General features: G+C 68.5%; 13 protein-coding genes. 8 read left to right on the forward strand and 5 right to left on the reverse strand.

Going from position 1 to position 12,796, the window contains the following annotated elements; genetic code table 11:
* Positions 1–3 precede the first annotated feature (3 nt).
* Positions 4–1,347 (reverse strand): flagellar protein export ATPase FliI, encoded by a 1,344-nt coding sequence (fliI, locus tag E7T10_RS05485; RefSeq protein ID WP_066552424.1) that lies wholly within the window; start codon positions 1,345–1,347, stop codon positions 4–6.
* A gap of 203 nt (positions 1,348–1,550) precedes the next feature.
* Between fliI and E7T10_RS05490 the strand changes: the two genes are divergently transcribed.
* On the forward strand, positions 1,551–3,053 hold the full coding sequence (locus E7T10_RS05490) for a methyl-accepting chemotaxis protein (protein WP_246846114.1): 1,503 nt from the start codon (positions 1,551–1,553) through the stop codon (positions 3,051–3,053).
* Positions 3,054–3,198: 145 nt separating this feature from the next.
* On the opposite strand, the gene E7T10_RS05495 is transcribed toward E7T10_RS05490, so the two are convergent.
* Complete coding sequence (locus E7T10_RS05495) at positions 3,199–4,101, reverse strand: DMT family transporter (RefSeq protein ID WP_137721028.1); 903 nt, start codon at positions 4,099–4,101, stop codon at positions 3,199–3,201.
* 84 nt (positions 4,102–4,185) lie between these two features.
* On the opposite strand from E7T10_RS05495, the gene E7T10_RS05500 reads away from it, so the two are divergent.
* Positions 4,186–4,668, forward strand: coding sequence for an Lrp/AsnC family transcriptional regulator (locus E7T10_RS05500; RefSeq protein ID WP_039244685.1), 483 nt, complete (start codon positions 4,186–4,188; stop codon positions 4,666–4,668).
* Here the strand turns inward: E7T10_RS05500 and E7T10_RS05505 are convergent.
* Positions 4,665–5,954 carry a sensor histidine kinase gene (locus E7T10_RS05505; protein ID WP_246846115.1) on the reverse strand — a complete coding sequence of 430 codons (1,290 nt, stop codon included), beginning with the start codon at positions 5,952–5,954 and terminating at the stop codon, positions 4,665–4,667. The genes E7T10_RS05500 and E7T10_RS05505 overlap by 4 nt on opposite strands.
* Positions 5,955–6,101: 147 nt before the next feature.
* Here E7T10_RS05505 and cysK point away from each other — a divergent pair, with 147 nt between their 5' ends.
* The 6 genes from cysK to E7T10_RS05535 all read left to right on the forward strand — a co-directional run bounded on the left by cysK (position 6,102) and on the right by E7T10_RS05535 (position 10,528).
* Positions 6,102–7,082, forward strand: a complete 981-nt coding sequence (cysK, locus tag E7T10_RS05510) for a cysteine synthase A (protein WP_137721029.1) — start codon at positions 6,102–6,104, stop codon at positions 7,080–7,082.
* Positions 7,083–7,184: 102 nt separating this feature from the next.
* Positions 7,185–7,778: a hypothetical protein gene (locus E7T10_RS05515; RefSeq protein WP_137721030.1), complete on the forward strand. Its 594-nt coding sequence runs from the start codon at positions 7,185–7,187 to the stop codon at positions 7,776–7,778.
* The gene (locus E7T10_RS05520) at positions 7,775–8,422 is read left to right on the forward strand and encodes an OmpA family protein (protein WP_137721031.1); all 648 of its coding nucleotides are present in this window, start codon (positions 7,775–7,777) and stop codon (positions 8,420–8,422) included. Before E7T10_RS05515 ends, E7T10_RS05520 begins: the two co-directional genes overlap by 4 nt.
* 2 nt (positions 8,423–8,424) lie before the next feature.
* The gene (locus tag E7T10_RS05525; RefSeq protein ID WP_137721032.1) at positions 8,425–8,682 is read left to right on the forward strand and encodes a zinc ribbon domain-containing protein; all 258 of its coding nucleotides are present in this window, start codon (positions 8,425–8,427) and stop codon (positions 8,680–8,682) included.
* Between the two features lie 43 nt (positions 8,683–8,725).
* Complete coding sequence (locus tag E7T10_RS05530) at positions 8,726–9,943, forward strand: DUF2336 domain-containing protein (protein WP_137721033.1); 1,218 nt, start codon at positions 8,726–8,728, stop codon at positions 9,941–9,943.
* A gap of 150 nt (positions 9,944–10,093) precedes the next feature.
* The gene (locus E7T10_RS05535) at positions 10,094–10,528 is read left to right on the forward strand and encodes a MucR family transcriptional regulator (RefSeq protein WP_017505833.1); all 435 of its coding nucleotides are present in this window, start codon (positions 10,094–10,096) and stop codon (positions 10,526–10,528) included.
* Between the two features lie 251 nt (positions 10,529–10,779).
* Here E7T10_RS05535 and E7T10_RS05540 read toward each other — a convergent pair whose 3' ends face one another.
* Both E7T10_RS05540 and E7T10_RS05545 read right to left on the reverse strand, forming a co-directional pair.
* Positions 10,780–11,895: a DUF2336 domain-containing protein gene (locus E7T10_RS05540; RefSeq protein ID WP_039244673.1), complete on the reverse strand. Its 1,116-nt coding sequence runs from the start codon at positions 11,893–11,895 to the stop codon at positions 10,780–10,782.
* Positions 11,892–12,794, reverse strand: a complete 903-nt coding sequence (locus E7T10_RS05545; protein WP_137721034.1) for a hypothetical protein — start codon at positions 12,792–12,794, stop codon at positions 11,892–11,894. The genes E7T10_RS05540 and E7T10_RS05545 overlap by 4 nt, the downstream gene beginning before the upstream one ends.
* Positions 12,795–12,796: the final 2 nt, after the last annotated feature.

Raw genomic sequence — 12,796 nt, forward strand, 5'->3', positions numbered from 1 at the left:
TCATCACTCCCTGATCATGCCTTGGTTCAGGATTGCTTCCAGCCGGGTAAAGGAATCGGAAAGACGCGTCGCATCGTCCTTGTCCTGACCCAGAAAATCTTCCAGCGCGGGGTTCAGGGCGATGGCCCGGTCCACGATGGGGTCGGCGCCGGTGCGATAGGCGCCGATCTTGATCAGCTCTTCCATATTGGCATAGGCGCTCAGGCACTGGCGGGCGCGCTTGTTCAGCTCGCGCTCGGGCGGGGTCTGACAGCCGGGCAGGGTGCGGCTGACCGACTTCAGCACGTCGATGGCGGGAAAGCGCCCGCGCTCGGCGATCTTACGATCCATGACGATGTGACCGTCCAGAATACCGCGCACGGCGTCGGCGATCGGCTCGTCATGGTCGCCGCCGTCCACCAGCACGGTGAACAGGGCGGTGATGGGCGCCGCCGTCGTGCCGTCGGGTCGGATCGGGCCGGGACCAGCGCGCTCCAGCAGCTTGGGCAGTTCGGTGAAGACGGTGGGGGTGTAGCCCTTGGTGGTCGGGGGCTCGCCGGCGGCCAGCCCGATCTCGCGCTGGGCCATCGCAAAGCGGGTGACGCTGTCCATCAGGCACAGGACCTCCAGGTCCTGGTCGCGCAGATATTCGGCGATGGCCATGGTCATATAGGCCGACTGACGGCGTTTCAGGGCCGGCTCGTCCGAGGTGGCGACCACGACGACGGCGCGTTTCAGCCCCTCTTCACCCAGGGTCTCTTCCACGAACTCGCGCACCTCGCGGCCCCGTTCGCCGATCAGGCCGACGACCACGGCGTCGCAGGTCGCCTCCTTGGCCAGCATGGACAGCAGCACCGACTTGCCCACGCCCGACCCGGCGAAGATGCCCAGGCGCTGGCCCCGGCAGGTGGTGGTGAAGACGTCCATGGCCCGCACGCCCAAATCCAGCCGCTCGCCCACCCGGCCGCGCGAATGGGCGGGCGGGGGCGGGGCGCGCAAGGGATAGGGGGCGGGGCCTTGGGGCAGCGGCCCCTTGCCGTCGATCGGCTGGCCAAAGGCGTCGATGATGCGGCCCAGCCAGGCGGTTGTCGGGCGCACGCTGGCGGCCTGGTCGATGATGCGGATGTCGGCGCCGGGGGCCACGCCCTCGACCGGACCGAAGGGCATCAGCAGGGCCTTGGAGTCGCGAAAGCCGACGACTTCGGCGGGCAGGGGGTCGTGGCCGCGCCGACCGATCTCGGCCCGGGCGCCGACGGCGAGGCGCGACAAGCCGCCGCGCGACTCGATCAGCAGGCCCGACACGCCCGCGACCTTGCCGGTCACGACCAGCGGATCGATCGCTTCGACGGCGGCGACGAGATTGCGCAAAAATCAGACCCCAGGAACAGGTCTTAACAGATGCGGCAACGTGGTTAACGACCGATGAAGCGCTGCTGCAACGCAGGGGATAAGGCCGCGATTATTGCGTCTTGATTGCAACTCAAGCGGGCAACGATTTTTCAACTAATTAGCCTGTTAATCTTGCAACTGAGGCGGGCGGGGGCCGGCCGATAGCGAAGAGGTTGTAACCTATGTTCGCGCGTAAACCGAAGTCGTCGGACATGCAGGACCGGCTGATCGATCTGGACGGCAAGATGGCCGCCATCGGTCGGTCCCAGGCGGTGATCGAGTTCAACCTGGACGGCACCATCATCGACGCCAACCAGAACCTTCTGGCCACGATGGGCTATAGTCTGGACGAGATCCGGGGCGCCCACCACAGGACATTCATGGATCCGGCCGAGGCGGCCTCGCCCGACTACGCCGCCTTCTGGCGCGAGCTTAACGCCGGTCAGTTCCTGGCGCGCAAGTTCCGGCGGCTGGCCAAGGGCGGGCGCGAGGTGTGGCTGCAGGCCTCCTACAATCCGGTGTTCGGCCCCGACGGGCGGCCGGTGAAGGTGATCAAACTGGCCATCGACATCACCGCCGACGAGCAGGAGGCCGCGCGCCGCGAGGCCGAACGGGTCGAGGCGGAAAGCGCCCAGACCCTGCTGGTCGACGCTCTGGCGGGGGTGCTGAACAAGCTGTCGGCCGGCGACCTGACCGCGCGGATTGATGCGCCGGTGAAGGGCGACCATGTGCGGGTGCGCGACGACTATAACGCCGCAGTCGAAAGCCTGCGCCAGACGATGGGCCAGGCGCTGCGGGCCGTGTCGGGTCTGAGGGGCGGGGTGGGCGAAATCTCCAGCGCGTCCGACGACCTGTCGCGCCGCACCGAACAGCAGGCCGCCAGTCTGGAAGAAACCGCCGCGGCGCTGGACCAGATCACCGCAACGGTGAAGCGCAGCGCAGACGGCGCCAAACAGGCCTCGGCTGCGGCCCTGGGCGCGCGCGCCGAGGCGGACCGGTCGGGCGAGGTCGTGCGCCAGGCGATCGCGGCGATGGACGGCATCAAGCGCAGCTCGACCCAGATCAGCGACATCATCGGCGTGATCGACGAGATCGCCTTCCAGACCAATCTCTTGGCCCTGAACGCCGGGGTCGAGGCGGCGCGGGCGGGCGAGGCGGGGCGCGGCTTCGCCGTCGTCGCCTCCGAAGTACGGGCTCTGGCGCAGCGCTCGGCGGAAGCCGCGAAGGAGATCAAGACGCTGATCACCACCTCGGGCCAGGAGGTGGCGCAAGGGGTCAAGCTGGTCGACGAGACCGGCGCGGCCCTGTCGGCGATCGCCGTCAAGGTGGCGGAGATGGACGCCCTGGTCAGCGAGATCGCCGCCTCGGCCCAGGAACAGGCGACGGGGCTGAGCCAGGTCAATACGGCCGTCAACCAGATGGACCAGGTGACCCAGCAGAACGCGGCCATGGTCGAACAGACGACCGCCGCCGCCATGAGCCTGAAGTCCGAGACCGAGCAACTGGCCCTGCTGGTCGAACGGTTCGAGACGGGCGAGGCGCCGGCACAGGCCCGCGTCCACGACCTGTCGCAGGCCGCCGCCCCCGTCCCCCTGGCCCGCGAACGCGCCCGCATCCGGGCCTTCGCCAGCGGCGGCGGCGCCGCGGCGGCGGCGGCATCGAACGCGGGCTGGGAAGAGTTCTGACCACCCCGCCTCCGCTCATCCCCGCGAAAGCGGGGACCCAGTCCTTTCGCATGGCAGGGTGCGTAGGATTGGCGGTGTGACCGAACTCAAACGATGAAACGCCCAAAGCGCTGGGTCCCCACTTTCGCGGGGATGAGCGGAATCTTTAAGCCGGTTCGATCTCAACGCGATCAGCCCGCGTCGTTGCGATGGCGCCGACCGAGGCGGCGACGATGGCGGCGATGGCGAGCCATTGCTGGCCGGTCAGATGCTCGTGCAGGATCACAAGCCCGGCCAGGGCGCCGACGGCCGGCTCGGCGCTGAGCACCACGCCGAAGGTGCGTTTGGGGATGCTGCGCAAGGCGATCATCTCCAGCGAATAGGGCAGGGCGCTGGAGAAGATCGCCACCGCCACGCCCGCCAGGATGATGGCGGGGTTCAGCAGGGCGGCGCCCGCATGGGCCACGCCGAACGGCACGACGACAAGGGCCGCCACGCTCATGCCCAGCGCCACCGACTGGCCGGCGTGCAGGTGCGACAGCCGCTTGCCGAAGACGATGTACAGCGCCCAGCACAGGCCGGCGAAGGCGGCCAGCGCCATGCCGACGGGATCCAGCGCGCCGGCCCCGGCCTTCAGCGGCAGCAGCAGGCCTAGCCCCACTACCGCCAGACCGATGCAGGCGAAATGGATGGGCTTCCTCGAATGGATCAGGGCCAGGGTCAGGGGCCCCATGAACTCGATGGCGATGGCCAGGCCCAGCGGAATGGTGCGCAGGGCCATGTAGAAGCTGAGGTTCATCGCCCCCAGCACGACGCCGTACAGCGCAATGCCGCCCAGATCCGCGCGGGTCAGGCGGAACCGCCAGGGCCGGAACACGGCGACCAGCAGAAGGGCCGAAATCCCGACGCGATAGGCCGAGGTCCCCTCCGCCCCGATCACCGGAAACAGCGTCTTGGCGAAGGAGGTGCCGCACGCCAGCGTCACCATGCCCGCAAACAGCGCCAGATAGGGGATCAGGCGCGCCGCCAGCGGCGAGTTCAAGTGGGTTTTCAGGGCCAGCGACGTCATGGCGTAAAGCTAGCGTAACGCCGCTTGCGCTTCCCGGCGATTTTCCGCTTGAATGCGACGGAAATCGTCACTGAAGGATCTATAATGACGAATTTCGTCACCCTCGACGATTTCGACCATAAGCTGCTGATGCGGGTCCGCCGCAACAATCTGGAGCCGGCGCGGGTGACGGCCGAGGCGGTGGGCCTGTCGGAATCCGCCGTCCTGCGCCGCCTGCGTCGCCTGCGGGCCGAGGGCGTCATCGCCGCCGACGTCGCCGTGATCGATCCCGCCCGGGTCGAGCCGCGCATCGTCCTGCATGTCCAGGTCGAGATGAACACCCAGGATCGTAAAGTCATGGAGGCGTTCCAGCGCGCCATGAAGGCCAGCCCCGAGGTCCAGGGTTGCTGGGACGTGACGGGCGAAACCGACTATCTGCTGACCGTCGCCGTCCGCTCCATGCAGGACTACGAAGCCTTCGGCATCCGCGAGCTGGTCCCCGAAAAGGGCGTGCGCGGCTTCAAGAGCATGATTGTCATCCGCGAAGTCGTCGGCTTCGACCCCGCCCGCGCCGTGCTGGAGCGCTAGGTCGCCGGGGCCTCGACCACCAGGATCGCGCCGACGCCCTGGGTTTTGTTCTCGATCGTGCCGCCGATCTGGCGGACCAGGCTGTCGATGACGCGCATGCCCAGACTGCGGTCGCTGCGGGCGGCGATCAAGTCGAAGCCCTTGCCCTGGTCCGCGACCGTGACGGTCAGGCGGCCGTCGGCGATGCGGCCGGTGACCGCAACGCCGCCGCCTTCGGGGCCATAGGCGTATTTGATCGCGTTGGTGACCAGCTCGTTGACGATCAGACCGAGCGGGATGGCGATGTCGGCGCCCAGCGGCGCGTCGGACGCCTCGCAGGTGACGACATGGCGGTCGCTGCCGGCGTCGATGGCCTCGCACAGCTGGCACAGGAAGTCGGACAGGATCACGGTCTGGACGTCGGCGCCGCGCCACAGCTGGTCGTGGACTTCGCTGATGGCCTGGATGCGCGATCCGGCCGTGGCCAGGGCGGCGCGCACCGCGTCGGAGGCCGCGCCGCGCGCCTGCATCGACAGCAGGCTGGAGACCAGGGACAGGCTGTTCTTGACCCGGTGGCTGACCTCGCGTGTCAGAAGGGCCTGATGTTCTATGGCGGCCAGAAGCCGCTGCTCGGTCTGCTGGCGGGCGATGGCGGCGCCGACGACGGCGGCGAAAGCGTCCAGGAACAGGGCGTCGCGGGCGTCGAACTGACCCTCGTCTGGACTGTCGACCTCCAGCACGCCCCAAGGTTCGCCGTCCAGCTCGGGCCGGATCAGGACGTTGATGGCGCGCCGCACCCCGTGGTCGGCCAGAAGCCTGGGCGTATGAAACCGCTGTTCGTTCTCCAGATGGTTGGAGATCAGCGGCTTGCCGGTCTGGAAGGCGTAGCCGGCCGGCGAATCCAGTTCGACGCTCAGCGAGGCCTGGCCCTCGACCGGCCCCGTCCAGCCGACGCCCGCGATCAGCACCAGCCGGTCGCGCGCCTCGTTATGGATCAGCACCTTGGACAGCGGCGTCTCCAGCCCGTCGGCGCAGACCGGGCAAGCGGCGTCCAGCAGGGCCTGACGATCGCGCTCGCGCAGGGCCACCTCGCCGAAGCGCGCCAGCAGCGACTGCTGCTTCAGGCGATAGCGCAGCTCGTCGGCGGTGGAGCGCGTCTCGGCCGCCGGCGCATCCTCGACTTTGGGCGCGACCGGGGCGTCCATCCGGATCTGGGTTTGGGCGGCCGTATCCGCGTGCACCTCCGCGACCAGTTCGGCGATTTCCGGGGTCAGGCCGGTGTCGGAGAGCGGACGGGTATGAGGCAAGGACGGAAATCTCGGTTCGCGCGACGGCGACATATAGGCTGACATAGCCGCTCTGAAAGGTTCGCGCAGAAATCATCGCGCGTCACCCCTTGCGTGGGGCGGCAAGGCCTTATCTGTTGTGCGCCAGCATTCGAGGAGACCTTTTCCATGACCGACTTCAGCTATGACGCATCCCGCCACCTGAAGAAGGGCCGGGGCAAGGTCTATGACTCGATCGTCGACACCATCGGCGACACGCCCATCGTGCGTCTGCCGCGTCTGTCGGCGGAGTACGATACGAAGGCGACGGTTCTGGCCAAGCTGGAGTTCTTCAACCCGATCGCCTCGGTCAAGGACCGGATCGGCGTGGCCATGGTCGAGGCGCTGCAGGAGGCGGGCAAGATCGACCAGGACACGGTGCTGATCGAGCCGACCAGCGGCAACACCGGCATCGCCCTGGCCTTCGTGGCGGCAGCCAAGGGGCTGAAGCTGACGCTGTGCATGCCCGAAAGCATGTCGATCGAGCGGCGCAAGATGCTGGCGCTGCTGGGCGCGCGGCTGGAGCTGACGCCGGCCGAAAAGGGGATGAAGGGCGCGATCGCGCGGGCGCAGGAGCTGCTGGAGACCGTGCCGAACTCCATCAGCCCGTCGCAGTTCGAGAACCTGGCCAATCCCGCCATTCACCGCGTCACGACGGCCGAGGAAATCTGGAACGACACCGCCGGGGCGGTGGACATCGTCGTCGCCGGCGTCGGCACCGGCGGCACCATCTCGGGCGTGGGCCAGGCGCTGAAGGCCAAGAAGCCGTCGGTGCAGTTCATCGCCGTTGAGCCCGAGGCCTCTCCGGTGCTGTCCGGCGGCGCGCCCGGCCCGCACAAGATCCAGGGCATCGGCGCCGGCTTCGTGCCCGCCATCTATGATCCGTCGGTGGTCGATGGGGTCGAGCAGGTGTCCAACGACGACAGTTTCGACATGGCCAGAAAGGCCGCTCGGGTCGAGGGCATCCCCGTCGGCATCAGCTCGGGCGCGGCCCTGACCGCCGCCTTCCGCATCGCCGCGCGCGAAGAGAATGCGGGCAAGACGATCGTGGTGATCATCCCGTCCTTCGCAGAACGCTACCTGTCCACGGCCCTTTTCGAGGGCTTGTAAGCGGAGCCTTTAGGCCGCTCGCGTGTTCGATAACGGACGCGCGTGCGGCTCCGCTTGGGATGAGGGGCGACGCGCGGCGGATCAACAACGCCGGAGCGTTTCATGCCTGTCGCCGCCCTTCGCCTGATCGCCGTCGCCGGGGTCTCGGCCCTGGCGCTCGCGGCCTGTTCCAACAACGACGACAAGGCGGCGGTCGATCCGTCGATGTCGCCCGAGCAACAGGCCGCGGCCGCCGCCAACACCCCCGTGACTGCCCAACCGCGTCAGATCCGCAATGTGCCGGTCGACGTGCAGGGCGTGACCGAGGTGGGCGCCACGGTGCGGGTCAAGAACGTCGATCTGGCCGAAGACGCGACCATCTTGGACGTCAGCATCTCGTTCGCCAGCGACATGACCAACAGCGTCCAGATGGCCTCCGAGGCCACCTATGTCGAACTGCCGAACGGTCAGAAGCTGCGTCTGAAGCCGCCCGAAGGCAATCCGTACATGACCATCGCCAAGGGCGACACCATGAACGGCCGGCTGGTCTTCATGGGCGCGGTGCCGGCCGGCGTGAACCAGATTTCGGTCGTGTTCAACGAAGGCTCCACCTCGGACAGCATCATCGGCCCGTTCCTGCGCATGACCATTCCGCTGACCGCCCAGGCCGCCCAGAGTCAGGCGGCCCAGACTCCGGCGAGCGGAGCGGCCGGATGACGGGACGACACGCGCCCGCCATGGCGGCGGCGCTGTTGGCCGCGGGTCTGACGCCCTGCGTCGCCTCGGCCCTGACGGTGCGGCTGATGAGCGGCAGCGCCATCGGCCTGCGCTCCACCTTCGAAAAGGATATGGCCGCGCCCCGGTCCACCTTCGCCAAGGCGGGGCCGGACAGTGCGCTGGAAAGCGTGTTCGTCTCGTCCGAGGTCGCGCCCGAACGGTTCGAGACCACCCGCAGCCTGCTGAGCGAACTGAACGCGCGGCGCACCGACGGGGTGATCGTGATCGACCTGCCGGCCGACGTTCTGTTCGACTTCGACAAGGCGACGATCCGGCCGGACGCCGAGCCGGCCCTGACGCGGGCGGCGGAACTGCTGAAAAGCTATCCGCAGGCCCAGGTCAGCATCGGCGGCCATACTGACGCCAAGGGCGACGACGCCTATAACGAAGGGCTGTCGCTGCGCCGCGCCCGGGCTGTGGCGGCGCGGCTGCAACGCGCGGCCGGACGCACTCTTGGCGCCGAGGGCTTTGGCGAGCGCAGGCCTGTAGCCCCCAACGTCAAGCCGGACGGCTCGGACGATCCCGACGGGCGCCAGAAGAACCGCCGCGTCGAGATCCGCATCACGCCGCGCGCGGGAGGCTGAGCATGGCCTTGATCCCTTGCCCCGCCTGCGGGCGTCAGGTGTCGCAGGCGGCCGTCGCCTGTCCCAACTGCGGCCATCCGATCGCGGGCGACGCAGCGCGGCCGCCGGGCACGTTCAAGGAGGCTCTGACGCGGCCCGAAGCGGTCAAGAGCGGGATCACTGTGCTGGGCGTCTTCGTCGCCGCGCCGTGGATCGCGCGCGTGCTGGCGGTGGTCGCATTCGTGATCCTGGCCATCGTGGTGGTGGTCAACAAGAGCTGATCCGGCTCACGCCCGGTTAACCGCTCGCTTCTAAGGTGGGGGGATGGGCGATCTGGCAGCCATGATCGGGGAAGAGGCGACGCCGCCGCCGCTGCGTGCGCGCCGGGCGCTGCTGAAGCGTCTCGCCGACGTCGTGTCCCTGCCCGCCAGCCGGATCAACGCCTTCGAGCGGGCGGTGACGGGCGACCTGCTGGTCGAGATGCTGCGGCTGGCCTCGCACGATGAGCGCAAGCGCGTGGCCGCGCGTCTGGCGCCGCTGGCCGAACTGCCCAACAGCGTGGCGCGCATCCTGTTGCGCGACGATCCGGACATCGCCGGCCTGCTGATCGAACAATGCGCCTCGCTGAGCGATGCGGACATCGTCGGCTGTGCGCGCGACGCCAGTTTCGAACACCGGATGCTGCTGGCGGTGCGCCGGGGCCTGTCGGAGATCGTGACCGAGACGCTGTTCTCCTTCGGCGAGATGGAGGTGATCGAGGCGGTGCTGCGCAACACGACTGCGCGCCTGTCGCAGCTGGGCATCGAGACGGTGGTGGGCCTGAGCCGCCAGTCGCCGAACCTGTGCAGCCCCCTGCTGAAGCGACCCGAGCTGAGGCCGTCAGGCGCCTATGTCATGTTCTGGTGGTGCGCGCCCGAGGATCGCCGCACCATCCTGCAACGGTTCGCCGTGTCGCGCGAAGTCATGCAGGAGGCGTCCGAGGACGTCTTCGCCATCGCCAATGACGAAAGCTGGTCCGATCCTGTCGCGCGCAAGGCGCTTCAGTTCATCGAGCGCCGCCAGCGCAATCGCGCGGCCATCCAAAAGAGCCCGTTCGACAATCTGGAACACGCCGTCATGGTCGCCGCCAGCGACGGGCTGACGCGCGAGACGGCGTCCGAGATCGCCTTCCTGGCGGGGATCAAGCCGCTGACGGGGGCCAAGCTTCTGGGTGATCCCGGCGGCGAGCCGCTGGCGATCCTGTGCAAGGCGACGGGGATGTCGCGCGTCGATCTGACCCATCTGTGGCGCTCGATGCGGCGGCCCGAGACGACGGCGGACGGCAAGATCCATCCCGACTGGGAGCGTGTGCAGATCACCTATGAAATGCTGGCCGTCGATCGCGCCCAGACGGTGCTGCGTTACTGGAACTGGTCTTTGTCCTCGGCCCTGACGCCCACGCTGTTGCGCGCCATTCGTGACGGGGAGGATGACGCCGTCGATGAATATTCGGCGCCGGAGCGGGCGGCGATGATGGTGCTGGCCGAAGACTTCGGGCGATAGGTCTGATCACTAAAGCCGAATGCATAGACGTGCATATCGCACCGCTTATACGCGTGTTTGCTTTCGCGGCGAAACAACCCTATGACGCTATTGGGGTCGTTCGGTTGGAGAATCAGCCGAACTCAATAGATCAGGAAAGCGAAGCCGATAATGGAAGATAAGCCCGAACTGCTAGAGATGACCGCAGACATCGTGTCGGCCTATGTCGGCAATAACTCGGTCTCCGCAGAGGCCCTGCCTGCGCTTATCGCCAATATTCACGCCGCCCTGTCGGGTGTGTCGAACGGTCCGGTCGAGGCCGAACCTGAACCCAAAGAACCGGCGGTGCCGATCCGCAAGTCGATCGCGCCCGATTTCCTGATCTGCCTGGAAGACGGCCGCAAGTTCAAGTCGTTGAAGCGCCACCTGCGCACCAAATACGACATGAGCCCCGAAGAATACCGCACCAAATGGGGTCTGCCGAAAGACTATCCGATGGTCGCCCCGAACTACGCCAAGGCGCGTTCGGAACTGGCCAAGTCGATGGGCCTGGGCCAAGGCGGCCGCAAGCCCGCCCGCGCCGCCGGAACCCGCGCGAAGAAATAAACCGAACCGTTTTCGGTCATGAGACGCCCGCTTCCATCAGGGGGCGGGCGTTTTTTTGCTTTTGGGGCGCACGAGCATTCTCCCTCCCCGCACCGGGGAGGGTGGCTGAGGCGCAGCCGAAGCCGGGTGGGGACTTCAGGGCGACGTCCCACGGATTTGTCTTTGCTCTGATGAGTCCTCTGCCGGGCCGCCCCCACCCGGTCGCTGCGCGACCACCCTCCCCCGCAGGGGAGGGAGAAGTCGGTGATGCTTCAGGCCGCCTGGGCTGTGCGGCGCATGCGCCAGAAGCGCAGGGTGCGCAGGGCTGCGTCGCGGGTCAGTTCGCCGTACATGCGGCCGTAGGCGGCGGCCTTGCCCATCGGGTTGTCCTCAGCCCCCAGGACGGCGACGGCGTAGGTCAGATAGACGGCGCGGTCCATGTCGGCCGCCTTGCAGACCACCGACAGGGCGTCCAGGTCCTTGCGCTCGACGATGCCGCGCGCGGTGTGGAAGTCGATGTCGGCCAGCTTGGACAGGGCGATCAGGAAGGGCGTGCGACCGTTGGAGCGCAGGAAGCGGATCAGGGTCTGCGGCGTCAGCTGGCCGGCGGCCTGAAGCTCGTCGATATAGGCCAGGTTCTCGGCATAGTCGGCCGGCAGGGCGCCGTCGTCGGTGGCGACGCGGGTGCGGCCGGCGGCCAGCGCCGCCTCCAGCAGGGCCGGGTCCATGCGCGCGTTCTGTTCCAGGATCTGATGACGCAGCCGGGCCTCGACGACGAAATACATCTCGTTCAGCAGATCGGCGGGCAGGCTCTGGCGCTCGACCGTGGCGGCGTGCAGGGCCGGATTGGCCTTGGCGCGCTCGATGGCGGTTTCGGATGCGGCGCGCGACAGTTGGGCGCCGTCGTTGCGCAGCAAGGTATTCAAAGTGTCGTCGTCGCCGTGCTCGACGATGACGTCGGAAACCGCCTCGGACACCGTCGCGCGGCCCGAGACGGCGCGCAGATGGCCCTGGCTGCGCTTGCGCACGACCTGAATCAGATCTTCATCGGTCAGGACGGTTGAGGCGCGCAGAACCTGTTCGGCGACCTCGATCTCGTCGTCGGCGAAACGGCGGATCAGGCTGTGGGGGGCGTTGGGAGCCTGGGCGAAACGGGCGGCCAGCTCGGCGCGGACCGCGACCTCCATCTCGGCCGACAGCTTGGCCAGGACCGTGCCGTAGAGCGCGGTTTCATTGGCGTTGGGCGCCGGCGCGCCGAAGAAGTGGGCCGTCAGTTCGCGCAGCAGCAGACGACGCTTTTCGCTGGACTCCTCGCTGGCCAGGGCGATGAGTTCGGGCAGGCGCGAGCCCTTGATCTCGGCAGGTTCGATCACGGCGCGATCGTTCATGGCAGGTTGTCGGCTTCAGTCTGTGGCACGGCGCGCAAGCTGCCGTTGGCGTTGCGGATCAGGGCGGGCGGACCGTCCGGCTGGGCCAGGTCGCTGGACTGCGGCGTCTGGGCCATCTGGACAGGCATGGCGTCGAGGTAGGTCTGCTGCGGCGCAGGGATGGCGTCGGGGTGACGGCCGGCCTGGCGGTGGACCGAATAGTAGCGGGCGGTGTTGTCGCCGGCTGGGGGCGTCTGGGCGGCCTGGCCGCTGACGGCGACAACGTCCAGCGGCGCGCCGGCTTGGGGCCGTTGCAGGCGATAGATGGGGGCGTCGCGGCGCGGGGCCATCGGATCGGCGACGGCCGCCTGCGCCGGCTGGGGCGCGGGCGGCGGCTCGGCCTGCGCGGCCTGTTGCGGAGCGGGCGCCGGCTCGGCCTGCATCTGAGGTTCAGGCTGAGGTTGAGGCGCGGAAGGCTGCGGCTCCGGAACATAGGGCGAGGGCGCGACGCGCGTCGCCGTCGCCTGCGCCGGGGGCGTCTCTGCGGGTGCGGCCTCTACGGGTGGGGTCTGCGCGGGCTGGGCCTGCATCGGCGCGCGCTGGGGCATCCAGGCGCTGGCGGGCGTCAGGCCGTTGCTGCGCGGCGTGGCGGTCGCGGGGATGCCCGAAGGGGCGGGCGACAGGCGGGCCAGCGGGATGGCGCCGGGCAGGGTGCGGTTGGCGGCGGTCACGGTCGGGGCGGGCGCCTCGGCCTGGATGACGGCGGGCGTCGGCGTCGCACGGGCGGCGACTGTCGGCTTGCCGGGCCAGGACAGGTAGCGCAGGCCCGACGCGTTGGTCGGCGCCTGTTGCGCCACGGCGGCGCCGGCCGCCAGATTGACGGCGGTCAGGACGATCGAAACTGCGAGGGCGCGGCGCACGG

The organism is Brevundimonas sp. SGAir0440, from assembly GCF_005484585.1.
In the GTDB taxonomy this organism is placed as follows: Bacteria; Pseudomonadota; Alphaproteobacteria; order Caulobacterales; family Caulobacteraceae; genus Brevundimonas.